Source organism: Paenibacillus sp. P5_B5 (genome assembly GCF_056400365.1).
This window is the reverse complement of record NZ_JBFULK010000004.1, coordinates 122255-148086: the sequence shown is the minus strand read 5'-3', so window position 1 is coordinate 148086 and position 25832 is coordinate 122255. Positions and strand designations below refer to the sequence as shown.

At 41.9% G+C, this 25832-nt stretch carries 26 protein-coding genes and 1 other annotated feature; of the genes, 4 read left to right on the top strand and 22 right to left on the bottom strand.

The window, feature by feature from the left end:
• Nucleotide 1 precedes the first annotated feature (1 nt).
• The 5 genes from AC1DOK_RS07145 to AC1DOK_RS07125 form a co-directional block, all read right to left on the bottom strand.
• Nucleotides 2-2086, bottom strand: coding sequence for a SpoIID/LytB domain-containing protein (locus tag AC1DOK_RS07145; RefSeq protein ID WP_477553558.1), 2085 nt, complete (start codon nt 2084-2086; stop codon nt 2-4).
• Nucleotides 2087-2194: 108 nt separating this feature from the next.
• On the bottom strand, nt 2195-3199 hold the full coding sequence (gene ruvB / locus AC1DOK_RS07140; protein WP_477553557.1) for a Holliday junction branch migration DNA helicase RuvB: 1005 nt from the start codon (nt 3197-3199) through the stop codon (nt 2195-2197).
• 108 nt (nt 3200-3307) lie between these two features.
• A complete protein-coding gene (ruvA, locus tag AC1DOK_RS07135; protein WP_477553556.1) occupies nt 3308-3934 on the bottom strand; it encodes a Holliday junction branch migration protein RuvA in 627 nt (208 codons plus the stop codon).
• Entirely contained in the window at nt 3931-4434 is a 504-nt protein-coding gene (gene ruvC / locus AC1DOK_RS07130) for a crossover junction endodeoxyribonuclease RuvC (RefSeq protein ID WP_477553555.1), read from the bottom strand. The genes ruvA and ruvC overlap by 4 nt, the downstream gene beginning before the upstream one ends.
• Before the next feature lie 231 nt (nt 4435-4665).
• A complete protein-coding gene (locus tag AC1DOK_RS07125; RefSeq protein ID WP_477553554.1) occupies nt 4666-5328 on the bottom strand; it encodes a BofC C-terminal domain-containing protein in 663 nt (220 codons plus the stop codon).
• A 153-nt stretch (nt 5329-5481) separates the two neighbouring features.
• Between AC1DOK_RS07125 and AC1DOK_RS07120 the strand changes: the two genes are divergently transcribed.
• Nucleotides 5482-7365, top strand: a complete 1884-nt coding sequence (locus AC1DOK_RS07120) for a hypothetical protein (protein WP_477553553.1) — start codon at nt 5482-5484, stop codon at nt 7363-7365.
• A gap of 30 nt (nt 7366-7395) precedes the next feature.
• Here the strand turns inward: AC1DOK_RS07120 and AC1DOK_RS07115 are convergent, their stop codons facing one another.
• The 7 genes from AC1DOK_RS07115 to AC1DOK_RS07085 form a co-directional block, all read right to left on the bottom strand.
• Nucleotides 7396-8445, bottom strand: a complete 1050-nt coding sequence (locus AC1DOK_RS07115; protein WP_477553552.1) for a LysM peptidoglycan-binding domain-containing protein — start codon at nt 8443-8445, stop codon at nt 7396-7398.
• A gap of 148 nt (nt 8446-8593) precedes the next feature.
• The gene (ilvE, locus tag AC1DOK_RS07110) at nt 8594-9475 is read right to left on the bottom strand and encodes a branched-chain-amino-acid transaminase (protein WP_477553551.1); all 882 of its coding nucleotides are present in this window, start codon (nt 9473-9475) and stop codon (nt 8594-8596) included.
• A gap of 6 nt (nt 9476-9481) precedes the next feature.
• Nucleotides 9482-10366, bottom strand: a complete 885-nt coding sequence (pheA, locus tag AC1DOK_RS07105; protein WP_477553550.1) for a prephenate dehydratase — start codon at nt 10364-10366, stop codon at nt 9482-9484.
• A gap of 2 nt (nt 10367-10368) precedes the next feature.
• Entirely contained in the window at nt 10369-11346 is a 978-nt protein-coding gene (gene thrB / locus AC1DOK_RS07100; protein ID WP_477553549.1) for a homoserine kinase, read from the bottom strand.
• A gap of 50 nt (nt 11347-11396) precedes the next feature.
• Complete coding sequence (gene thrC, locus AC1DOK_RS07095; protein WP_477553548.1) at nt 11397-12458, bottom strand: threonine synthase; 1062 nt, start codon at nt 12456-12458, stop codon at nt 11397-11399.
• A 41-nt stretch (nt 12459-12499) separates the two neighbouring features.
• Complete coding sequence (locus AC1DOK_RS07090) at nt 12500-13786, bottom strand: homoserine dehydrogenase (protein WP_477553547.1); 1287 nt, start codon at nt 13784-13786, stop codon at nt 12500-12502.
• A 29-nt stretch (nt 13787-13815) separates the two neighbouring features.
• Nucleotides 13816-14256, bottom strand: coding sequence for an ACT domain-containing protein (locus AC1DOK_RS07085; protein WP_477553697.1), 441 nt, complete (start codon nt 14254-14256; stop codon nt 13816-13818).
• 234 nt (nt 14257-14490) lie between these two features.
• On the opposite strand from AC1DOK_RS07085, the gene AC1DOK_RS07080 reads away from it, so the two are divergent.
• The 3 genes from AC1DOK_RS07080 to AC1DOK_RS07070 all read left to right on the top strand — a co-directional run bounded on the left by AC1DOK_RS07080 (nt 14491) and on the right by AC1DOK_RS07070 (nt 16982).
• Nucleotides 14491-15003 (top strand): NUDIX hydrolase, encoded by a 513-nt coding sequence (locus tag AC1DOK_RS07080; RefSeq protein WP_477553546.1) that lies wholly within the window; start codon nt 14491-14493, stop codon nt 15001-15003.
• A gap of 106 nt (nt 15004-15109) precedes the next feature.
• Nucleotides 15110-16516 carry an aldehyde dehydrogenase gene (locus AC1DOK_RS07075; protein WP_477553545.1) on the top strand — a complete coding sequence of 469 codons (1407 nt, stop codon included), beginning with the start codon at nt 15110-15112 and terminating at the stop codon, nt 16514-16516.
• A 40-nt stretch (nt 16517-16556) separates the two neighbouring features.
• A complete protein-coding gene (locus AC1DOK_RS07070) occupies nt 16557-16982 on the top strand; it encodes a GNAT family N-acetyltransferase (RefSeq protein WP_477553544.1) in 426 nt (141 codons plus the stop codon).
• A gap of 1 nt (nt 16983) precedes the next feature.
• Here AC1DOK_RS07070 and AC1DOK_RS07065 read toward each other — a convergent pair whose 3' ends face one another.
• From AC1DOK_RS07065 to AC1DOK_RS07020, 10 genes are all read right to left on the bottom strand, one after another.
• The gene (locus tag AC1DOK_RS07065; protein ID WP_477553543.1) at nt 16984-17241 is read right to left on the bottom strand and encodes a hypothetical protein; all 258 of its coding nucleotides are present in this window, start codon (nt 17239-17241) and stop codon (nt 16984-16986) included.
• A gap of 200 nt (nt 17242-17441) precedes the next feature.
• On the bottom strand, nt 17442-18455 hold the full coding sequence (locus AC1DOK_RS07060) for an alpha/beta hydrolase (protein ID WP_477553542.1): 1014 nt from the start codon (nt 18453-18455) through the stop codon (nt 17442-17444).
• 507 nt (nt 18456-18962) lie between these two features.
• Nucleotides 18963-20264, bottom strand: a complete 1302-nt coding sequence (gene obgE, locus AC1DOK_RS07055) for a GTPase ObgE (RefSeq protein WP_477553541.1) — start codon at nt 20262-20264, stop codon at nt 18963-18965.
• A gap of 14 nt (nt 20265-20278) precedes the next feature.
• The gene (locus AC1DOK_RS07050; protein ID WP_477553540.1) at nt 20279-21040 is read right to left on the bottom strand and encodes a Spo0B domain-containing protein; all 762 of its coding nucleotides are present in this window, start codon (nt 21038-21040) and stop codon (nt 20279-20281) included.
• 223 nt (nt 21041-21263) lie between these two features.
• Nucleotides 21264-21578, bottom strand: a complete 315-nt coding sequence (rpmA, locus tag AC1DOK_RS07045; RefSeq protein ID WP_477553539.1) for a 50S ribosomal protein L27 — start codon at nt 21576-21578, stop codon at nt 21264-21266.
• 5 nt (nt 21579-21583) lie between these two features.
• Nucleotides 21584-21931: a ribosomal-processing cysteine protease Prp gene (locus AC1DOK_RS07040; RefSeq protein WP_477553538.1), complete on the bottom strand. Its 348-nt coding sequence runs from the start codon at nt 21929-21931 to the stop codon at nt 21584-21586.
• Nucleotides 21932-21944: 13 nt separating this feature from the next.
• Complete coding sequence (rplU, locus tag AC1DOK_RS07035; protein WP_477553537.1) at nt 21945-22256, bottom strand: 50S ribosomal protein L21; 312 nt, start codon at nt 22254-22256, stop codon at nt 21945-21947.
• 13 nt (nt 22257-22269) lie between these two features.
• Nucleotides 22270-22347: a sequence feature (ribosomal protein L21 leader region), on the bottom strand.
• A 333-nt stretch (nt 22348-22680) separates the two neighbouring features.
• On the bottom strand, nt 22681-23850 hold the full coding sequence (locus tag AC1DOK_RS07030; RefSeq protein ID WP_477553536.1) for an Rne/Rng family ribonuclease: 1170 nt from the start codon (nt 23848-23850) through the stop codon (nt 22681-22683).
• A gap of 20 nt (nt 23851-23870) precedes the next feature.
• Nucleotides 23871-24746: a M50 family metallopeptidase gene (locus AC1DOK_RS07025; protein ID WP_477553535.1), complete on the bottom strand. Its 876-nt coding sequence runs from the start codon at nt 24744-24746 to the stop codon at nt 23871-23873.
• Nucleotides 24739-25731: a peptidoglycan DD-metalloendopeptidase family protein gene (locus AC1DOK_RS07020; protein WP_477553534.1), complete on the bottom strand. Its 993-nt coding sequence runs from the start codon at nt 25729-25731 to the stop codon at nt 24739-24741. The genes AC1DOK_RS07025 and AC1DOK_RS07020 overlap by 8 nt, the downstream gene beginning before the upstream one ends.
• Nucleotides 25732-25832: the final 101 nt, after the last annotated feature.

Here is a 25832-nt window from a genome sequence, read left to right as displayed (position 1 = left end):
TTCACCCTTTAGTTATACTTACTCCGTTAAAATAAGCCTGTATTATCTGTTCATACGTATAGCCTTGCAATGCATAATTCCTTGCACCATATTGCGATAAACCAAGACCGTGACCATAACCCTTTCCTTTAAAAAGAAATTGCGTATCTGCTGTCACTGCTCTTACATCGCCAGGCGTCGCACCCATTACAAAATATTGTGACTGAGCAGGGCTTACCTGTTTATTCGTGGCACTAAGTGTATAAACAGCAGCACTATCTGTTTTATCTCGTTTCGTACTTGCTCCTTGTATAGTATATCTACCTGTTTCGACAATATCAAACAAGGTACTCGGCAATGAACCAAATACGGTACGTAAGGCATCTGGCGTTTTGGCTTTCACGGTCTGGCCATTGGCTTTCACTTCGGTTACACGACCGGAAGGACCACGACTTATAACTTCAAGTTTAGCAACAGTTCCGGTTAAATCCGTTCCACTCTTGACTAGCAGATTCGTAAGTGTTGCCGTATCAAAGCGTCGTTCCCAAACATAGGGAGAATTCGCTACGACTGATTCTAACACAAGCACTTCATTACCTGTATCCAGCTTCGTTATAACTGAACCTAGTGTGGAATTCATCGTTGGTGCAGTCCGTACATTGAGTCCATTCTCAGTTACCGAATAATAACTAAACCCTGTTGCGTTCTTCTTTCCTGTATCTCGTATATAATTACCTTTCACGTATCCGGTACGGTTATCAGATAACAATATACGATACCACTGTTCAGCTCCTCCATCATCTGGTGATTGAACACTAGATGTGTTAGGAACATCATTTTTCCATACCTCAGAAGGATCTGCAGTGACTCCTCCAGCACTTGCAGAATAGAAGGTTGCAATAGGATTACGCTGCTGATCGACAACAATTTCACCCTTTGTTGCATTGACAGCTTCAATGACTGTATCTGACTCTTTATCCATTCCATAATACGCTTGATCATATGTATTATCTACTACATTTACAATATCATAGGTATTTCCGTTGGTCATCGCATAGGTACGCGAAAGAACTGCTTGAGCCTTTAATGCTTCTACTGGATAAGAACCACCCATTTCAGCACCAATAACGGAGTACAAGTATTCTTCAAAAGGCAGTTCATTGACAACCGCCAAATCATTATTATATAAACTAAATTCGAAATCGCCACGATATTTACGATCCATACGCTCTTTGACAGCTACACCAGTCTGCTTAGGATGAACCCATAACTTACTATTGGCACCGAATGTGTAGTGCGGCACCGTTGTACTGATTACAGCACTAGTTTGGATCATGACATAAGGAAGGTTGGTATTAGCTTGTTGTAAGCTGATATTAGGAAGCAGCTTAGCAGCTTCAGATTGAAGCTTAGTAAGAGCAGCTTTATCCGGTTCATTACCTACCCATACTTGATACACTGAATTGCCTGCACTTCCTGGAATCATAACCACTGATGCACTTAAGCCTGCTTTGGCTATAGTCTCCTGTAGCTTCTCTGCAGATGATTGATCATTGTAGGATGGCGTACTTAAACGTACGGTTCCTGTTAATGTAGGTGAATAGCCGTTAATTAAATCAACTACAGATGCATTTTTCAATACCTGATCTCGAGCCGCAGCAGCGTCACCAAGCGCCATAAAATGTCCGTATACAACTCGGTACGTCATCTTACCTTTTGTGGAATCAGCAAACACCTGAGCCTTCTCAGGTGGGGAAGAGAGTACTTCGGCAAGAACATTTGCCCTATTCAAATCCTCGGTTACTAAAAGCTGCACACCATATCCATCAGCTGAAGTGCGAATCTGGCTTGCATTCGTATTTGTCCATAATTCTATTATGTTCTTATCATTTCGAATTCCAATATCAAACCCACTAGTAGAATTTAATGTAATAGAAGACTCTAGTGAACTCTTACTATCATTCATAAAAAGAGCAACACGAATTTTATCCCATTTAGGCACAGCAGCAGAGGCCTCGCCATCACTCAGCGGGATAGTAGCGCCGAATAATAATGTTCCTATTAAGGCGATTTTACCGATTTGATGCAGCCACAAATTTGATTTCATGCTAGAACATCCCCCATCTTAAGCTATCAACACATATAGGAACTTGGCCGGACTCTATCGTTCGACAAATTCTATACTTTTTAACCATAGCAAAAGATGGGAACTCTATCAAGTATGGTCTGGAATTGGTAGTCCCAAATGCTTATAGGCCTGCGCAGTTACTGTCCGCCCACGAGGGGTACGCTGCAGAAAACCGATTTGTAGCAAATATGGCTCGTACACATCTTCTATTGTCTGACTTTCTTCACCAATCGTCGCAGCGATCGTGTCAAGCCCTACTGGTCCACCTGCAAAGCTGGTTATGATAGCACGCAGCATTTTGTGGTCAATCTCATCAAGACCGAGATCATCCACTTGAATTAAGCTAAGCGCAGAGTTTGCGATCTCAATCGTTATGACACCATCACCCTTAACTTGCGCGAAGTCACGTACACGCTTCAACAAACGGTTAGCAATCCGTGGTGTACCACGTGAACGCATACCGATTTCTCGTGCAGCTTCTCCAACAATCCCTACTCCAAGAAGATCAGCGGTACGAGTTACAATATATGTAAGTTCATCCACCGTATAATATTCAAGCCGCGATACGACGCCAAATCGGTCACGTAATGGAGCTGATAATAACCCTATGCGTGTTGTTGCACCAATGAGTGTGAAAGCAGGTAGATCAAGCCGTACCGAGCGTGCAGACGGTCCTTTACCGATAATAATATCAAGCGCAAAGTCTTCCATCGCTGGATACAATACTTCCTCAACCGTACGGTGAAGTCGATGAATCTCATCGATGAACAGCACATCGCCCTCCTGTAAATTGGTCAGAATCGCTGCTAAATCACCTGGTCGTTCAATCGCAGGTCCTGATGTCGTACGTATATTAACGCCAAGTTCATTCGCAATAATATTGGAAAGTGTTGTTTTACCTAGCCCAGGAGGTCCATACAAAATGACATGATCAAGCGCTTCTTTACGAAGCTTAGCTGCTTCAATGTACACCTTCAGATTATCCTTGACCTGAGATTGCCCTATATATTCCGAAAGATAACGCGGCCTTAAGCTGAATTCCGCCGCTACATCTTCCATCATCAGGTTAGCGGAAATAATCCGGTCTTCCATGCGTAATCCCTCCCTAAATTTTGTGAGTATAAGTTCAGATAACCTTATTAACTATTATAGCGGAATCATCCGCTACTTCATGAATCCGTTGTTATCTTCATATGCTCGTTACTGTTTAAACAGCGCCTGTAACGCTTGACGCATAATAACTTCGACTGAATCTGTATCAGCACATTTACCACGAATCGACGCTAACGCTCGATCTGCTTCTGCCTCATTATAACCAAGGCCAAGCAATGCATCCTTAGCTTCAGACCACCCTGTAGCTAGAGAGCCTGTATCCAGACTCTCTATCCCAAGCACTAAGGCTGCGCTTGCCGCGCTGCCTCCTAGTTCTGCGCCAAGCTTGTCCTTCAGATCGAGGACGAGCCGTTGAGCTGTTTTCTTACCTATGCCAGGAAGCTTCGTCAAGAATGGTACGTTCTCACTCTGAATTGCCGCGATCACAGCTTCTGGTCTTGCACCAGCTAATACACCCAAGGCAACCTTTGGTCCAATACCCGATACACTGAGTAGTTTGCGGAACATCGTTTGTTCCTCACGTGTCGGGAATCCGAATAGCAAATGCGCATCTTCACGGACATGATAGTGCGTATATAAAGTGATTTCCTTCCCCTCTTGAAACGTGGAGATAAATGGATTCGGACACCATACCCTATATCCAACACCATTCACATCTACAACAACATATTCTGTTTCTCGATTGGCTAATATGCCCCGTACAAAATCAATCATCCTCTAACACTTCCATTCAACTTATTCAGTAGAGCTGATGAATGCGCATGACAGATCGCCACAGCAAGCGCATCCGCAACATCATCCGGTTTAGGCACAGCGCTAAGTTTAAGAAAAAGTTTAACCATCTCTTGTACCTGTTTCTTCTCTGCTTTCCCATAACCAACGATAGCTTGTTTAACCTGCAGAGGTGTATATTCACCGATCTGCAAGCCACGCTGCTTAGCAGCAAGCAAGATAACCCCACGGGCTTCTCCAACTGTTAAGGCTGTTGTGACGTTACGATTGAAGAACAGTTTCTCAATTCCCATCGCATCTGGCTTATATTTATCAATTAATTCGATTGTCGATTCATAAACGATTTGTAGTCTTTGTGCTGTCTCTGTATGTGCTTCTGTTTGAATAGCTCCATATTGTACAGGAACAATTCGCGAACCTAATTTATCAACAAACCCGAAACCTACAATGGCTATCCCTGGATCAATCCCTAATATACGCAATACTATTCTCTCCCTCAGTAACAATAACCAATATGAGCATCAATGATTAACATCAATAATTAATTATTCGCGTCAATTGTGCGATCTTCATCCACCAAAAAGGCGAACATATGTATCACTATGATTTGCATTATAGCAGATAAATACAAAAAGAGATAGACACGTCCCTCCTGATTCAAAGGGCCGATTCTACCTCTATTTCTCGAGCTTCATTTTTACTAAAAATGGTTCCTAATGTCCTGGATTTGCTGTCCCCATCGTTTGTTCAACGCCAATTCGTGCATAATCAGCAAAGGTAGACAGCACAGAGTTATATTCCTCTAAATCGGTTACACGAATCCCTACATAAAGTTCCTGTACAGCTTCAGGGGGCAAGGCGCTTTTGAGATATTCTATGTTTAATTGAAAAAAGGTTTGAATCACCTTGTTCTGCTGTGGTAATCCATCAAAAAGAGACAACACTCCGCTCTCATCAATTCCAAAATATGCAGCTTCCTTGCATGTGGTAGACAAATCTTGAATATGCTCAGTCAAGTATACTTGCCCACTTTCCTGCAAGATAACTTCCCAATCAGGATGCTCCTTGGACAACTTGAGTATATCGTTTGTGGATAACTTGCCAACCTGCTGCAATTCTTCCCCACATACGTATTTTTTCTGAATAAACACATCACGAGATTGATTTACTTGCTTGAGTTTACTAAACACAGATTGATTGCTTACTTCGAACTGTCCTTGATTACTCGCAGGTTCAAATACAGGCTGAGATTCATTATTAAAACTCCAATTAAGTATAATAGGCATGGCAATCATGACTGTAATTCCTAACGAGATCCATTTCAGCTTACGGCGCAACTTTTTTTTCAATTGCTTCATTAGATTGAAAATAACCATGCTATTCACCTCTTATCCTAATTTTATCTATTTTTCCCATTGCGAAAACTCGATATACATGCAGGATTTATTGATGCTTAAGCAGAATTAAAGTTAGATAGAACGTTTTTACTGCCTATTTCATTACATTTGCAGTTCTTCAGGAGGAAATGCATGAAACGTTGGGGCGAGCAACACCGCAATATCATTATTGTATGCGTGCTCTTCTTAAGCTTAATTGCGCTTATGATTGTCACTCTTAAACAGAATAAATCGGAGGATCATCTACCTGCTAGTCAGCCTGCTACTCCTTCTCCGAATGCAGCAACACCGAATGTGTCCGTAACACCATCCAATGAATCAGCCGATTCTGAGTTGTTCCAGCTTGTACAGGACAATAAATATAAATATTTTCGTGTAAGCGAGGGTAATCAATATTGGGACTATGAACCAGGTGAGTCCATATGGTTCTCGCAAGGGGATGCCCAATTTATGTTATCTTTAGACATCCCAAACCCAAGTCGTTTATCTTCACAGCAGCTAGAGATGCTGCGTAATAATATCGCAATTACTACTACTGCCGGTGAACCGGTTTCTTTTACCGTTATGGAGGGAAGTATTGAGCAGCAATTAGTTATTTCACTTAAAGGTACGCCCAATAGTGATTTAACGCTAAGTTTCTATTCACAAGATCAGGCTGAGACTAAAGAAGTTAAAATTTACTATATGAAACCCTTTGAATATAAACTTACATCAGAAAAACTACCATTACTCGATAAAGCATTTAAAGTAAGTAAAGAACGGATGGAGTTGCCATTACCCGTTTCTGTTAATCTGCCCTATACAATTACTTTTGAATTCACAGATGAAGTAGACCGTGATTCAGTGAACAAACATTTTAAACAAACTCTTACAGAAGCTAATTGGTCTGTGGATTGGGTCGATAATCGTACCTTTAAACTTACATTGTCTTTCGACCATCAACCTTCAACTCCTATGATTCGCTTATCAGCAAGTGGTATTCGCAATGCGCGTGGCGTCGAATTAAAGTCGTTAAATTATGTATCACTTGAACCAACTCGTATACAAGGCTATGCCATTTATGACCTTGCTACAAATACACAATCTCCTTTGCTAACTACGAACAATCTATATGAAACAATCATGCCTTCTCCTAATGATATGTGGCTGCTAACCTCTACTGCGATTCATACACCACGTCGAACTGAATATTTATATGAGTTACTGGACCGGAAAGGAAATGTCATTCAAACATTTGATCATAATGAATTAGTTATGCCGATGTGGTCAGCAACAGGTGATCGTATCGTCTATGTCAATGGAAAGTCAGGTAATCGTGAACTTGTCCAATATAATAACGAGAATGATACGAATGAGCTTATTTGGCAGGTACCGGACTCGAGTTCACAAATTATTGCCTTTGATATCGAGCCTAAACAAGGGAATATCGCGATTGCATGGGGAAAGTTTAATAGTACAAACACCATGGACATTCAACTAGAGACACTGTCAGGTATAAATAATCAAACATCTAAGCGGTTTGCAAACATAGGTAAGGTTTCCTGCTACGAGGCTTCATGCTCATTTCAACTCAAATGGATGAATGAAAATACTCTGTTATACCATATAAACGAAGACAGCATGATCCTCATTCCTGAGTCAGGGCAATCCCGAGCTCTCAATAATGCCACGAATCAAACTAAACGTCCAACTATCATCGAAACGATTCAGTACCGAGGCAAAACATGGTCTATTTCCATGAGCGAAGAAAATGGTAATGAATATTGGATATGGAGTGATGGTGAACAAGATATTTCATTTACAACATCTATCAATATGGCTGAACAATCGGGGATTATGAAAGGACCTTATCCATTCGGATTAACAGCGCTCCTCTTTGCCGAAGGTAAGGGTTGGTATCGTATTGATCCAGGAGCCAAAACAGCACGATTGACCAATGAAGTCCCAGATTGGTGGAATCCTGAGCTTATCATTGGCCAATATAAAGAAAAACTTATTATTGGTCTGGATAAATAGTATGAGTGATCAGGTTAAAAACTTAAATGTTTAAATATTTGTCCATGGATGACTTGATTTCTTGATTGGCTTGGAGGCTTTCTTAGAAGAAGGATGCTGTGATTGTACAGTTATTGCTGCAACAGCATCTTTAGTCTTGGACTTGCCTCCTTTGGTCTTATCTCTAGTATGATTTGAAGCCTTACTTGGAACCTTCCCGGGAACTTTATCTACTGCTTTTACCCCGTTACCCACTCTACCTTGGTATCTCTTTGACTGCTCATCAGGCACGCTTTCATAATTCGGATATGCCGGTACATTTGCTTTAGGGTCAGCACCGTACATTTCGTACGGTTTCGTTGCGCTTGTTGAATAAGCAAGATAAGAAGGATCACCCCATTGTAAAAGCTGTTCATCCGGTGTCCCGTTTATCGCTGAAATATGAGGAAATTCTTCAGCCTCATAACTAGCCGATAGATCAGGATCCCGATCTACATAAGCATCCTCCACAATTGGTGTATCATAAGTGAACTGTGGACCCTGAGCCATCTGTGGTACTTCAGCAAAATGTGGAACCTGAGTCATCTGCGGAAACTCAGCAATATGTGCATCCTGAGTCATCTGTGGAAACTCAGCAATATGTGCATCCTGAGTCATCTGTGGAAACTCAGCAATATGTGCAATCTGAGAAGTCTGTAGATCCTCAGCAAGATATGGTACCTGAGCAATATGTGTAACCTGCGGCTCCTCTCGAAAAATTTCAGCTGCAAGTTTAGGAATATATACGGTTTCCCCATCAAGCAGTACATTCGGATTTCGAAGCTGTGGATTCACACTTATGAGCGCTTTAAGAGGCACATTCCAAGCTTTACTTAACTTCCAAAGCGTATCACCCTGCTTCACAACATACTGATCCAAATACTCTGCAGGAGGTATTTCAAGCGGAGAGGGTGGATGAGGGATTTTCACCCTAAAACCTGGTACAAGCTGATCTGTATGACTTATTTGAGGATTCAAGTCCAATAATACTTCTGGTTGCACATTGAATTTTTCTGCAAGATTCCAGAGTGTATCCCCTTTTCTAACCATATGAATTTTCAAGCGATAAGCCTCCTTTACTTCTACCTGACTTACTACCCAGTAGCATTCAGTACATTTTATGCAACGATCTAGGCATTTGACCTCCCTCCAAATAAAAAAATCCCTTATGGCATCGAAATACCATAAGAGATTATATTTACACAGCTAACTATTCGAATACTTTAACGCCGTCTACTTCAACGATCGAACGGAATTCTTCTAATAAACGAAGAGTGACCTCACCAGCTTTACCAGTTCCAATTGTACGACCATCTACCTCGCGTACCGCAATAACCTCTGCAGCAGTACCTGTGAAGAATACCTCATCAGCAACATAGACATCATGAAGTGTAAATGGTTCTTCCTTCAGCTTCAGTCCAAGACGCTCACAAATTTGCATAATCGCAAGTCTAGTAATACCTTCAAGCGCTCCAACATAACAAGGAGGGGTTGTTAGCACACCATTCTTCACAATGAAAATATTATCAGCTGAGCCTTCAGCCACATAACCTTGAGAATTCAGCATAATTGCTTCACCGACATCTGCAAGATTAGCTTGGATTTTAACTAGAATATTATTTAAATAGTTGAGTGACTTGATCTTCGGATTCAGTGCATCTGGGATATTTCGACGCTGTGATACAGAGATCGTCTTAAGCCCATTACGATACATTTCTTCAGAATAAATCGACAGCTTCTCAACAATGATAATGACGCTTGCTTTCGGTGAACGTTTAGGATCTAATCCAAGATCACCAGGCCCACGAGATACGATTAAACGTATGTAACCATCGCGCATTTCATTGCGTTTGATTGTTTCAACAAGTGCTTCCTGCATTTCTTGATAAGAAAGCGGTATATTCAACATGATTGATTTAGCCGAATCATATAATCTGTCCAAATGCTCTTTACACTTAAAAATATTACCATTATAAATCCGAATACCTTCAAAAATCCCATCCCCATATAAGAAGCCATGGTCATAGACGGAAATTTTGGCGTCTTCTTTTGCTACAAACTTGCCATCAAGATAAATTACTTTCTCTGCCATTAGTTATTACACCTCCACTAATTTTGGATCAATGGGATAAGTATAACATGGATAACAACCAAGTGTCCTCACCTGACAACCAATGGCTTCAATTTCTTGCAACGCCGCCGATAGCAGGACAGAATCTATATTCCCATCAATCTCAATATAAAAATAATAAGTACCGAGTTTGCGCTTGGTCGGTCTCGATTCTATTCGGGATAAGTTAATTCTTCTCCAAGCGAATGCGGACAATAGCTGATGCAAGCCCCCAGGGTAATCCTCTGGTAACGTCGCTAGTATGGTCGTCTTTTGGTGCGAGATTGTACCTAACACAATCGGATCTTTACCAAGCAACAAGAACCGGGTCCGATTATCTTCATAATCTTGGATCGAACGAGCTAGGACAGGAACATCATGCAAATAAGCTGCATTCAAAGGACCGATACCCGCAATAGAAGGATCATTAAGCTCGTGAACAAGACGCACACATTCAGCAGTAGAGCTAACAACTTCAATTTCCGCATGCGGAATATGTTCTCGAAGAAAATGACGACACTGTGCAAGTGCTACAGAATGTGACAGCACTTTCTGAATATGCGAATAAGGATTACTACCGGTACCAGCTTCTGTCTGACTATATCCGATTAAATTCATCTCAATTGGATAGACCCATTCCGCTTGAATAGGCAAATCGATTTCATGTACCATCCAGTCCAGGTGAAGTGAAACAGAGCCTTCAATCGTATTCTCAATTGGGATGACCGCGTAATCCGTCTCACCATTCACAGTTGACATAAATACATCCGAAATTAGCTTAAATGGCTTAAATTCAACAGATAAATTCTGTGTAAAATGGCTAGCTGATTCTTCTGAGAATGTTCCTGGCCCAAGCAGTGACATCCGCTTCATTTTTAGTGAGACCCCCCATAATTTAGAGATAAATTGATGAAGTCTGCAAATGGCGTGCTAGCTTCGGCATGCACAACAAGAGCGCCAAACGCGTCAGGCAATAGCCAGCGAAGCTCGACATCCACATCATGCTGCTCAAAGGTGCTTAGAAGGAATGCTTCCAGCTCATGTTTATTATTGCTGCGAATGTCTACGAGTGCAAGAACAGTTGGACCTGCGCCAGATAAAGCAGCGCCTATTGCACCGTGATCTGTCGCACCCGCCAGGAATTCCTCCATGCCTGGAATCAAAGCCGCACGATGCGGCTGATGCAAGCGATCATGCATTGCATGGCGAATCATGCTAAGGTTGCCTGTTGCTAGTGCAGCAACAAGTACAGAAGAGTGGCTGAGGTTATACACAGCCTCCTCAAGTGGTACATGCTGCGGCAATACGTTGCGTGCTTTCTCCGTTGATAGCTGGAACGACGGAATAGCGACAAGCACTTCCATGTCGGGATGCGGATTCAGCCTAATGTGCTCCGCACGTTCTCCGTCCCAGAACGCAACGACTATGCCGCCAAACAAAGAAGCACCGACGTTGTCGGGATGCTTCTCTAACCTTGAGGCAATCTGGAACAGCTGAACCTCAGTCAGCTTGTTCCCGATCAGTGCGTTAGCGGCAACTAGAGCGCCAACGATTGCTGACGCGGAGGAACCGAGCCCCCTCGTCAGTGGAATTTCGCTGTACATTGCGATGTACAGCTCTGGATGATGTTCACTCGCTTCAGCGAACACCATCTGAGCGACTTGATAAACAAGATTAGATTTATCAAGCGGTACTCCTTCTAGCTCTTCTCCAAATAACTCAATCTCAGTCGAGTTAGCGATTCCCATCTCGATCCAAGCATATAAATTCAGCGCCATACCAATACAGTCAAATCCAGGTCCCATATTTGCCGTGGAAGCAGGGATTTTGACACGAACACGCTTAGTTGTCATCTGATTATCTCCCCACGATCAATAACTCTATCTATCTGATTGCTTCGTGCTTAGCCTTCAAGTTGACGAATAGCATCCATTACTGCTTCTTCTGTATCCTTCACAACAAGCGGCTGGGTTGCAACCGTCTTAATAGCAATATTAGGGTCCTTCAAACCATTACCAGTCAATACACATACAACAGATTGCCCTTTGGAGAAATAACCCTCCTTATGGAGCTTAATCACACCTGCAATTGACGCTGCGGAACCTGGCTCTGCGAATACGCCTTCCTTAGCCGCAATTGTACGATAAGCATGCAGAATCTCCTCATCTGTCACATAATTAATTTGACCTTGTGATTCTTCTGCAGCTGCAACCGCTGATTTCCACGAAGCTGGGTTCCCAATACGAATCGCTGTAGCTACAGTCTCTGGATCTGCAATTGGCTCACCTCTAACGATCGCTGCGGCGCCTTCAGCTTCAAAACCGATCATTTTCGGTAAGGAAGATGATTTACCGTGCTCATGATACTCCTTAAAGCCTTTCCAGTAAGCCGTGATATTACCTGCATTCCCTACAGGGATTGCTAGATAATCAGGTGCTTTGCCAAGCTGATCACATACTTCGAATGCCGCTGTCTTCTGTCCTTCAATTCGGTACGGGTTCACGGAATTCACAAGGGTAATTGGATGTTTAGCTGTAATCTCACGTACAATCTCAAGCGCACGGTCAAAGTTACCTTCGATCGCAATGACCTTAGCACCGTAGATAATCGCTTGTGCCATTTTGCCCAGTGCAATATTGCCATTCGGAATAAGTACGATACAATTTAGATTACCACGCGCAGCATAGGCTGCAGCAGCAGCTGATGTATTACCTGTTGAAGCACACATGATCGTGCGTGATCCTTCCTCCATCGCCTTCGCAACTGCCATAACCATACCACGGTCTTTGAACGATCCTGTCGGATTTAGCCCTTCGTATTTGAAATAAAGATCTAGATCAAGCTCTTCGGATAATTTCTCCGCACGAATAAGTGGTGTATTACCTTCATGTAAAGTAATAAGTGGTGTATTTTCATTAACTGGCAAATACTCTTTATAAGTTTCTAATAGTCCCATGTATCTCATCTTTAACAGTCCCTCTCTCACTCCATTTAATTTGTCTTTTATTAGCCTTCTACGCGATATACACTTTTAATTTCATGAATAACATTTAAAGCTTCAAATTCCTCTAATACTCTCTTCATTGCAGCACGGTTTGCATTGTGGGTAATGATAATAATTTCTGCATTTGGATTCGTTTCATTTGGATGCTGGAACACTGACTCTAGGCTAACTTCATGCTTCGAGAACACTTGAGTAATTTTTGCGAGTACACCCGCTTTATCTGCAACATGCAGCAGAATGAAATACTTGGATTCAATCTGCTCATCTGTTTTCATTTTCGTTTCTTTGTATGGTTTGAACGTTTCACGACCGTTAACACCTAATTTCAAATTACGTGCTACAGCAATCAGATCAGCTACGATCGAAGTTGCAGTAGGCAATTCACCTGCGCCTGGCCCATAGAACATCGTCTCTCCAACCGATTCACCATATATATACACTGCGTTGAACACACCATTCACTGAAGCTAGTGGATGAGAAGTTTTCACCATAGTAGGCTGTACAGATACAGCAATATGATCATCATGGCTCTCCGCAATACCTAGTAATTTAACTTCGTAGCCTAATTTTTTGCCGTATGCGATATCTTCTTTCGTTACTTGTGAGATGCCTTTCACTTCAACATCTGACAAAGCAACACTTGCATGGAAGCCCAGAGTTGACAGTATAGTCATTTTACGAGCTGCATCAATTCCTTCAACATCAGATGTTGGATCGGATTCTGCAAACCCTAGATCCTGTGCTTCTTTCAATACATCTGCATAAGCAGCGCCTTCTTGACTCATTTTGGTCAAAATAAAATTCGTAGTACCATTCACGATACCCATAATCTTCGTAATTCTATCAGAGGAAAAGCCATCAACAAGTGTACGAATAATCGGAATTCCACCTGCTACAGCCGCCTCGAAGAATACGTCACAGCCGTTGTTTGCCGCTTTGTCCATAATTTCCTTGCCATATAAAGCGACTAGATCTTTGTTCGCAGTAACGATATGCTTACCATTGTCTAGCGCGCGTAGGATATATTCCTTCGCTAATTCTACGCCACCCATAACTTCGATAATCACGTCAATTTCAGGATTATCAAGAATATCATCCGGGTTATCAGTCAGTTTATCTTGACTAACAGCAATATTCCGACTCTTATCCATATGTTGAACGAGCACCTTCTCGATTACGATCGGAGAACCTGTTTTGCGTTGTAAGTCCTCTTGATGACCTTCAACAATACGCACCACTCCAGTACCTACTGTTCCAAGCCCTAATAATCCTACTTTAACTGGTTTCATCTGTCATTCCTCCTACAAGTTTTGTACGGTTACAAGGAGCCACCTTGTCCGATTATTTTGGCTTGTCTGACACCCTCCGTAGTGGAAAGAGCATCAATCAATTCATATATTTGTTCGCCCATAAGTGAAGCTTCGACGGAAATCGTAACGTTAGCCATACCTTGGAGCGGTATCGTCTGATTAATCGTTAGCACGTTACCATGATGATTAGCAATTGTCGCTAATACTTTGGATAACGTTCCAGAACGATGCTCCAAATCCATACCAATTGTAACGATTCGTTCCCGTTCCATCGTCGAAAGCACATGAATTCCATCCTTATAGCGATAAAACGCACTTCTACTTAAATCTACTCGCTCTACTGCCTCATGGATCGTTTTTACTTCGCCTTTAGCGAGAAGCTCCTTAGCTTGCACTGTTTTGAGTACAGCTTCAGGAAGAATATCTTCTCTAATTAAATAGTAGTTCATTTTTTTATCTGGCAAGATGTAATCGTCCTCTCCAGAAATACGAATGTATCTATACAGTGGACATTATACGCAAAAATTGCCTATAATTCAATGGGTAATTAATGAGACTATCTATTTATATTATCAAATTTGAGCAAATAGTTAAATTCCTTTTACAGTTATATCATCAGGAATTGCCGCGCAGGCTTTGCTGTGATACGCTGAGTCATATAATACGATGAGGTGCCTGTAACCATGATCACACTACGACTATTAGCTACTGCTCTTCTATTTAATGATCGCAATGAATTACTGATGATGAAACGAGCCGCCAATCGCACATTGTCTCCAGGAAAATGGGCAGCAATTGGAGGACATGTCGAACCCCATGAAATCGCAACACCCATGACTACCTGCTTACGCGAGATTGAGGAAGAAACAGGAATCACATCTAACCAAATTAAAGGGCTACAACTCAGGTACGTATTGATAAGGTTGTATGAAACTGAAATACGTCAACAATTCTTCTACACGGGGCACACGAATGCTGAACCCTCTATTGAAACTGACGAAGGTGATCTATTCTGGATACCACGCACGGAAGTGTTAAGCTTAGATCGAGATTTACCTCATGTGTTCCGCTCGCTACTAACACACTTCTACGAGAATGAAGAATATACCAAGCCATGGATTGGCATTGCAGGGCGACCAGCAGAGACGAATAAACCTGCTATTATTTGGAACCCTTTAATTGATCCACTATTTTAACTAATAACCTAATTAACCTACTAATCCAATTAGAATCTGCACCCTACAACACGATACACTAACCTACTGAGTTTATAACCATTTTATACATGGAGGAGATTGTGTTATGGTGGCAGTTACGAACTTACAGGAAATTATTCAAAAAGGTAGACAATTTTATCAATTGGGTCGAACACTAGATGTCGAGTTTCGTATAGAGGCCCTGCGTAAATTTCAAGCTGGTTTGCTTCGTCATGAAGCTAATCTACTAGAAGCGCTGCGACTTGATCTGAACAAATCTGCATTTGAAGCCTATTCATCTGAGATCGGAATGTTATTAGAAGAAATTCGAATGGTCCTTAAACAGCTTCGCCACTGGGCTAAGCCAACCTCAGTGAAAGGTTCTATGGTGCTATTCGGATCACGCAGCCAGATTTATCACGAACCATTCGGAAATGTGCTCATTATCTCGCCATGGAACTATCCCATGCTGCTCAGCTTGTCTCCTTTGATCGGAGCGATTGCCGCAGGGAATACAGCGATACTTAAACTATCCGAACTAGCTGTTCACTCCTCAGCTGCTATAACCGAGCTTATTGATGATGTATTTATTCAATCATATGGTGAAGGCTATGTAAGTGTAGCTCAAGGTGGAGTTGAAACAAGTACCGCTCTATTATCCGAGCAATTCGATTATATCTTCTTTACAGGGGGCACATCAGTCGGAAGAGTTGTCATGGAAGCGGCAGCCAAGCACTTAACCCCCGTCACTTTGGAACTCGGTGGTAAGAGCCCTTGTATCGTTGATCGTGATGCAGACATTCGGTTAGCTGCTAAACGAATCGTATGGGGGAAATTCTTGAACTCTGGACAGACCTGCGTTGCGCCTGACTATGTGCTTGTTCATGCGGATGTTAAGGATAGGCTTATCCAATGTCTACAAGAGCACATTACCAAGTTTTACGGCTCTAATCCACTTGATGAGAGCCATACTAATCTGCCGACTATCATCAATGATCGGCATTTCTATCGCCTCAAGCAGCTTTTAGATGCCAGCAATGGGAACATAGTCTTCGGTGGTGGAACAGAAGAGAAGCGTAAACTAATTGCGCCTACGCTTCTAGATAACATCACATGGGATGATCCTGTGATGGCAGATGAGATATTCGGCCCTCTTCTGCCGATTATTACTTATACCGACCTCGAGCGTGAGGTAGTAGTTCCTGTTACCTCACGCCCTAAGCCACTCGCTCTGTATTTATTCACAGAGTCAGTTGAAGTACGTGAGCATGTGCTTAGCCGCATATCCTTTGGCGGCGGCTGCATCAACGATGCGGTGCTGCATCTCGCCTCCAAGCACATGCCTTTTGGTGGCGTTGGCGCCAGCGGCATGGGTGGATACCATGGCCTGAGCTCATTCAACCTGTTCTCACATCACAAAAGCGTGCTCAAACAAACGACTCGCTTTGACTTACCATTTCGCTACCCAACAATGAAAAATGGTTTAAAATGGATAAAACGTTTTATGAAATAACCATAATATAAAATAGGAGTGAATCCTTTTGTTAATTAACATGACCCATAAGCTAGTAGACCCTGAAGTAAGAGAACTCATCTCCTATTCCGTATTTCCTGATCCAGATGAGCTTGAGAAAGTTATTAACGAGTATCAGTCTGAACCTGCTCTAACGTTATATGGATATGAAGAAGAGAATACTTTGATTGGCTTAATTGGCGTATATGATGATGGCGACGAACAGCTTCAGATCAAGCATATTGCTGTTCAGCCTGAGAATCGTTTGAAAGGTTACGGGCGAGGGTTAATTCTGGAATTAATTGAACACAGCAAACCTGCATCCATTAAAGCTGAAACTGATATTGAAGCTGTTGATTTTTATAGAAGCATTGGCTTCTCAATCTTTAGTTTAGGCGAACTATATCCGGGAATAGAGCGATTCCACTGTGTTTATGATGTCGATACAGAAACAGATGTAGAATAATTCAATGCAGCATAGCTAGTGAATAGTGCATAGCCGTTTTACGAACTGCTTTCAACTGGTCTACTTCCTCTTTACAGAAGAAATTAGTATCACTAAACAAATGCTCTATACTTGCAAGTGACGCTTCAAATGCTTTCTTTTCACAATGTAGCAAATAGTAGCATACCTGAAAGCAATGATTTTCGTATTGCTTCAGGATATCAGCTTTGGAGCTAAGCTCATTAATCTCTATATGATGATCTAGAACATTAGATTTCACCTGAAATACCTCCAATTCCAAGACTGTGGCTCATACTATAATTAAGAATTTCAGCTATTTCATTATATAAACAATATTTAAAATTTCTAATAATAAATCCTTAAGAAATGTTAAAGATTATACACTCAAGAAGAAACGCTACCGTCCCTATGACGGCAGCGTTTCTTAAAACGATTATATGGAAACTATATTAATTATCCTTATTGAGCTAAAGCTAGCTTGGCACGGCTCTCTTCTACATTCTGTAGAAAACCAAATGCATGTTCCAAATAAAGCTCAGGCTTAGTTTGATAAATAAGCTCATGTTCACCTTTAGGAACAATCCATAGCTGTGACAACTTATTATCTTGATTAGCCGCCATCTGCTCTGATAGTTCATAAGGAGCGCGATGATCATTATCTCCGTGGATGAAGAAGATCGGTACATCAAAGGATTTAGACAGCACTCGTTCATGAGGAATATCCTTCATTCCAACCCCATTAATGATCGAGGAGAACATTTGAACCAAAGGAACTGTTGGGAATTTAGGAAGGTTCACTACTTGCTTCACATTATGATAAAGTGTATCCGAATTTAAAATAAATGTACTGTCTAGAATCATGCCATCAATTTCAGGTTCATGAAGAGCAGCTTGTAAGGCAGTACCAGCTCCCATAGAGAAACCCCATACATACACTTCTTCCATTCCACGAACTTTGAGAAATTGAATGGCACCAAGCAATTCTTCCGATTCTTGTATGCCACCGGTCATCAGTTTATTACCACCTGGTGACGCATATCCATAATCAAACATGAGTACATTGTATCCACGTTGATGCAGTTCATTTGCTAATGTATATAAAGGAATCCACACTTCTTCTCGATTTCCCCCGTATCCGTGAGAGAATACAAAGCTCTTCTTAGAACTAGCTGGAATTAACCAGCCCTCGATTGTGGAAGCACCATTGGCACTCTGAATTGAAACATCTTCATAAGCAAGACCCAGCTTCGCTTGAGGATTAGAATGTAAGGGTGCAATAGTTGGTCTAGCTAGAAACCAAGCCATAAATGCATAAAAAGCTAGCAATACGTTCACTGCAATAAGTGAAATGATAAGTACGATGATCAGTAATCGTTTTCCTTTACGTGAACGAGGCAAACTCATTTCAATAGAAATAGGTTCTGCAATTGGCCCAGTGGTAGTTGCATACGATGATAGTAATGATGTTGACATAGGATAATTCGCCTCTCTTTCTAACGATTATCTCTATGTTATAATGGAAACGCTTACAAATGTGAAAAAATCCAAAAAGTTAATCTAAATGTAAACATCTTGTAACATTGTGCTAGATCTAAAGATTAGAGCCAGCCTTCAATTAATCAATCAGACTTGCTTAAGACAGAACCATATACAGATCGTAGCGGAGGGGACGGAATTGTCCTGGAGAAGCGAAGCGCTCGCCTACAAGTTTTCCGAAGGAAAACTACTTCGTAAGCGTATGCTTTGCCCCCGGATTTCTACCGCTATAAGCGGTAGAAATCCGGGGGTGGGCAGCGATCGTAAGGACAATCCGTCCACGCAGCGTTCATCAATCGACTCGATTCCATTTGTTCAAGCACTGATTTTGGTGTTGAGCCTTTATATAAGAGGTAATTCTACAATTACAAATAAAAAAAGCCTAAAAGTCCTTGTATGAAGGACGCTTAAGCTTTTGGAGGATTACATCATAGATCTATATTTTTATTCGTGATCAACAAATTCAAATTCAAAATCGCAAATTCGAACGATTGTACCGTCTACTGCACCGCGCGCACGCAAGGCTTCATCGATACCCATTTTACGTAGGATACGAGCAAATCTCAGTTGACCATCATGCGTAGAGAAATTCGTGCGTTTGAATAAACGATCGATACCTTCGCCTTGAACAACATAAGCTTCGTTATCTCTTGTAATCGTAAATTCATTATTAACCTTCTTCTCCAAGCGATACACTTTACGTTCTTCTATATCTGCCAAGTCTTCGATGAGTGGCATTTCGGGAATGGTTGCAAGAAGATCGGCAACTTTGTATAACAGCTCCTGAACGCCGTCTTTAGTCGCAGCTGAGATTGGGAAAATCTCATATTTCTTGCCTGACTCAGCTAGCTTCTGCTTGAACACTTCGAGATGTTCTGCAGCTTCTGGGATGTCCATTTTATTTGCAGCAATAAATTGTGGACGGTCTTCAAGCTTCACATTGTATAGCTTCATCTCTTCGTTAATTTTGAGCCAATCATCGAATGGATCTCGTCCTTCACTTGCTGACATATCCACAACGTGTACGATAGCTCGAGTACGCTCTACATGACGTAAGAATTCATGACCAAGACCAACACCTTGATGTGCACCCTCGATAAGTCCTGGCAAATCTGCCATCACGAAAGAACGACCATCCCCTACATCAACCACGCCTAAATTAGGTGTAATCGTTGTAAAATGGTAAGCACCAATTTTAGGTCTTGCACCAGAGACAACAGATAGAATGGTTGATTTACCTACACTCGGAAAACCAACAAGTCCAACGTCTGCCATCACTTTAAGCTCAAGCACGACCCAGCGCTCAACACCTTCTTCGCCCTTCTCAGCGATCTCAGGTGCTGGATTATTAACTGTAACAAATCGTGTATTACCACGACCACCACGACCACCCTTAGCAATAACGACTTGCTGTCCGTGACGAGTTAAATCTGCAATCACTTCATGCGTATCATCATCAATTACGACAGTTCCAGGCGGTACACGCACAATCATGTGCTCAGCACTTGCACCATGTTGGGTTTTGTTACGACCTTTTTCCCCGCGCTGAGCTTTGAAATGTTTCTGATAGCGGAAATCGACAAGCGTACGCAAGCCTTCATCGACACGGAATATAACATCTCCGCCCTTGCCTCCATCTCCACCGCCAGGTCCACCCTCAGGCACATACTTCTCACGACGAAACGCAACGAGTCCGTCGCCACCGTCGCCACCTTTAACATAAATCTTCGCTTTATCTACAAACATACATACACCTCTATTTACGTCTGAAACGGTAACTTCAATGTTACCGCTACTTCGTGTTCAGCGAAGCTAATTTCTTCAGCGGCCATATCCGTTTGTCCTGTTAGCAGCATTTTTTCAATCGTCCGTTCCAGTAAATCACGTTGATAATAACCGCGAAATACGAAATCAAGCAATAAAGAATCCTCTTCTGGAACAAATTGCAATGAAAGAACATTTAATAACTCCAGGTCATTGCCTGCTCTTGCAGCATTCTTAAATAAACTAATCATATCACGTGTAATTGTGGTAATGAATTCAGGAGTTAGAGGTAACTCAGCGAGATTAATCTCTTCCTCAATCTCCACTTCTAATTCCATTTCTAACATATTACTACGAATAGCAAGTAAATAAGCGACTAATGCCGGGATACCTAGCTTGGATAAATAGCCTTCTTGCAGCATCCTTATTCTTATTTTCTCCATCGTAGTATGTAAATTATCATATTTCTTTAATTGAATATATCCGAATAAAATTTGGAGATCATTTAGCATATCATGCCGCATTCTAGCGGATATATGGAGCAGATCCATTTCATTCTTGTGCGACTCCGCAGCAAGAACCTCAGCCTGTTCGGATTGCATGCGCCGAATATATCGATTAATACCAGCATAACCGCAAGCGATCGCCAGCACAACAATCAGGAGCTTTACTACAATATGTAGAGAGCTCAAAACGACACTAACCATTGCAATAATCGAGAGTATAAACCAAACATTCGAGCTTGTCCACCGATACATACGATTTCTCCCCGCCTTGTGCACAACGTCACCCTAATTCTTTCCCACATAATTATATCATTCATATGGAAATATGCACCAGCATTATTCACATATGAGCGGTCTAAAATGGAGCCGTATATGTTAAGCAAGGTAAGAAATAATTGTTATCGAAATGAGATAAACTCTTTACCATTAAAAAAAGCCTTGACGAAGTGAATCGCCAAGGCTTTCAACTCTGCATTTATGCTTCTACAGCTGCTGCTACAGGAGCTTCTGCAACTACAGGGTATACACTCGCTTTCTTACGATCGCGACCCCAACGTTCGAACTTCACTACACCTTCAACAAGTGCAAACAAAGTATCATCTTTACCGATGCCTACATTGTTACCTGGGTGAATTTTCGTACCGCGTTGACGAACGAGAATGCTACCAGCTGTTACAGTTTGGCCGTCAGCACGTTTCACACCAAGACGTTTCGCGATGGAATCGCGTCCGTTCTTCGTGGAACCTACACCCTTCTTGGATGCGAATAACTGAAGATCTAATCTTAACATAGATGTCAACCTCCTTCTTTATAAGATGTTACAACTTTTATATACTCACCATATGATTCTTCGATCGAATTGAGCATAACAACCATACTTTCAAGCAGCAGTTGAACACGCTCTGTAACAGATACAGACTCCTCAGTCTTGATATCGACTTCAAGTAATCCTTTACGTATCTTTACATGAGGCTGTACTCCCGTTAACGCTTCAATAGAATTAACTGTACCGACCGTAATTGCCGATACTGCAGAGCACACAATGTCTTTGCCTGACTCGTCATATAACGCATGGCCTGTTACTTGATAAGCAATAATGAAAGAATTCTCGCTACTAAGACGCTTTACTTTGACCTTAATCATCGCAAAAGACCTCTTATGCTTGGATTTTTTCGATTACTACTTTTGTATACGGTTGACGGTGACCTTGCTTACGGCGGTAGTTTTTCTTCGCTTTATATTTGAAAACGATGATCTTGCGATCTTTACCTTGCTTCTCCACTTTCGCGGATACCGTAGCACCAGAAACAACCGGGGAACCGAGAACTAGACCGTCCTCTTTGGATACTGCTAAAACGCGGTCAAAAGTAACCGTTTCGCCTTCGCCAACAACCAATTTCTCAACATACAATACATCGCCCTCTTGGACTCTGTACTGTTTGCCGCCAGTTTCAATAATTGCGTACATTCGTTGCACCTCCCTCATGTCTCAGACTCGCCATTATCTAGGTGACGATTGCTCGTACTTAAAAACCCGACATGTGCGGTTACAGCATGTTTCGCAACACACCAAATCATAATATCACAGACAGCCTAATAAAACAATCCAAAAGTTATAATTATCATTAGTTGGTTATCACAAACTTTAATTATTTGCACCCACTTCACATCGTTTGATGACCGCTACGCGGACAGATTGTCCCTACGATCGCTGCCCACCCCCAGATTTCTTGATCTTATACCGCCTATAGCGGTAGAAATCCAGTGGCAAAGGCGAACGCTACGCTTCTCCAGAACAATTCCGTCCGCTCCGCTACGTTCTGCAGAAAGTTCGGTTTTTTGGAAGGACTAATTGTGATTTAGAGCCACTTCAATTGATACTAACCAAATACCTACTTACGTTTACGTGTTATTTCAAGCAATCCAAGCTTGGTCCAGCCGACGATAATCGTTTTGGATCGATCACTTAATACCGCTTGTCCAAAAGCATCTAGAATCGCGAGTTGATTCGCTTCTACACTCATATCAATAAAGTCCACAATAATCATTCCACGAATATTACGTAACCGAAGCAGCCTAGCAATTTCAGTTACTGCCTCCATATTTGTATGGAACACCGTTTCCTCTAAATGAGTTGAGCCAGTAAACCTACCCGTATTTACATCCACTACTGTCAAGGCTTCCGTAGGGTCAATTACAAGATAACCCCCACTTGGCAACCATACCTTACGACGAAACAGACGATTTAACTCATCATGAATCCCATAAGCATCAAAGATAGCTACTTGATCGTTACTTGAATATAATTGCACACGTCCTACTAAATCCGGACTTTGCCGCTCTAGTAGTTCTCTCATTTCCTTACATACCTGTTCATTATCAATCCAAACCTCATGCACATCATCATCAATCACATCGCGCATAAGTCTTGGCAATAAATCTAGATCCTGATATAAGTGGAGTGGCGCTTCACCTGACTCGGCCTTCTCTTTCACATTGTTCCAGAGCTCCCGAAGCTCCGTCAAATCCCGCTCCAATGCTTGCTTAGATTGACCCGCTGCAACAGTTCGGATAATGATACCCTCTTCATCTGAACGTAAGTTCTCAGCAATATCCTTAAGCCTAAGCTTCTCTGCTTCTGAATCGATCTTCCTAGAGACCGCAGTATAATCCGCATCTGGCATATATACGATCCAGCGACCTGGAATTGAAAAATGCGTGGTTATTCTAGCACCTTTGGTTCCTTCTGGTTCTTTTACTACTTGTACCATCAGCACTTGTCCACGCTTAACAACATCCGCAATAGAAGGCTTAGAACGCGGCTGCTTCTCCATATTAACTGGTAACAAATCATCTATGTATAAGAAAGCATTCTTTTCTAATCCAATATCAACAAAAGCTGCCTGCATGCCAGGCAGTACATTTACTACACGTCCAAGATAAATCGAGCCTGTACGCTGCTTATCATCGAGGTGCTGAACGTCAAATTCAACTAGTCGATGATTCTCCGTAACCACAGCTTGTGTGATGTCAGGCCGACATTGTACAACAATCTTCTTCACATCCTCACCCCACAGCTATTTTACATGAAAAGCTCTGAAACTGCACTCCCTGGTTTTTTTTCATGAAAATAAGCTGTCAGTAATCGCTGTTCAGGTAGTACCTTCTGGATGACACCTCGCTCATTCATCACATATATAAGATGGTACTTCTCGCGCATAAATAGCTTCAGAATCTCACTAACCTGTCGTCTTCCATTTACTACAATAGGCTGTGCTAATGTACCCTCTGCTATAAACGCCTTTCCTCTCTCTGCTCGAACAGATAAGAAGCGAATGAAATGATAGGGCGCATTTCGCAATGAATACCAATTCGAATACAATAAGAATAAGCTGATTGCCATCATACTAAGCTGAGGACGCCCTTGCCCCATTTCCCATACGATGACCCCAATAATGATTACACTGATGATGAGCGATACGATAGCACCGTACCAAATCGTGCGGTAATAGGGAAGAAAGTAACTAAGTGCTACCTGCATAACCTTACCCCCATCCAGAGGTAAGATCGGAAGTAAGTTGAACAATCCAATCATCATATTTGCATCAATAAAGTAGTCCCACCATACGGGATCTAATACCTCGAACATTTTCATACCCCAAGCTAATGCAATCATCCATACATGCTGAGCTGGACCAGCAAGTGCAACCACTAACTCTTCCCAAGCAGGAACCGTACCTAACTCTTCCACCTCAGCCACACCACCAAAGGGTAGAAGCTTAACTTCCTTTAGCCGCCAGCCATACCATTTGATCGCCACGACATGTCCGAGCTCATGTACAAGCACAATGCCGAATAAAGTCATAGCTTCAACAAAATAACCTGTTACTAAGGATAAAATGAACAGAAGTGTAAATAAGGGGTGAATTCGAAATTGAATGCCTGACCACTTAATCAAATGAAACCACTTCCACTGGGTTCACATAGGTCTTGTCCAATTTAATCGAAAAATACAGCATACCTGTTCCTTTACGATCATTCTGACTAGCAAACCCAATTGTATCCCCGCCTTTCACCCAATCATTCACCCTAACTCGGGATTCCTCCATCCAGCCATATGCTGACTGAACACCGTTCGGATGCTTGATATTAACAGTTAGACCAGTACCATCAGTTGTATCTACAAAAACTACTTGGCCCTCATCAAACGAGGCAACAGGAGAACCTGTTTTGGTTTGTAATAGAACGCCAGTCTGGCTCTGCTCAAATGGAATAGTAACATAACCTTGTAGCGGTGCAAAATAAGTGCGTTTATTGCCAAGACTTGCCTTAATGGTCTCCTCTTGCCGCCGCTGTTCTGATCGAAAAGCTGGGATAAAGGATGGTGTATCTCCAAATGTTTGTTTAAACCAAACTGCAACAGAATCAAATTCCAATGGATTCGATAAGGCATTAATGACATAGCTCTTACCTTTCTCCGCATAAGGATGCTTGAGTTGAAACATACTCCAGATCATCACAAAGAGAAATAAGCAGATGATCGTTTTAATCCAGAATATACGCAGCCGCGGTCTCTCCGACCAAGTTTCTGACGAATGTATGGAATCTTTATCATTAAATATGCCTTTTTTATATTTTTGCTTCCAGACATATTCAGGATCTTGCAAACGCGGATCTAGCAGGATTGGTTCGATATAGGGCACTAGTTGAATCGTTTCAGAAGGGTTATCTCTATTGGGCTTCGGCTCCTTCTTATAAGAGCGTTCAAAATCGATATCATGAACATGAACATGAACATGATCCTGATTCTGATTCTGATCCTGCTCACGATCATGATTGAACAGCTGTGGGTATTCTCGCTCCCTAAGCTCTCTCGTCTCGACTCCAAGCAATTGCTTTACTCGCTCCATCCGGCGCATTCTCACATTACGCTTGACTTCCATCTTGCATACCTCCCAAAGCTTTGTTCAGATCAATCGATCGGACAACTTATTACAATCTATGAGAGGATATATAAAAATAGTAGAGTAATTAAAAAACCAAC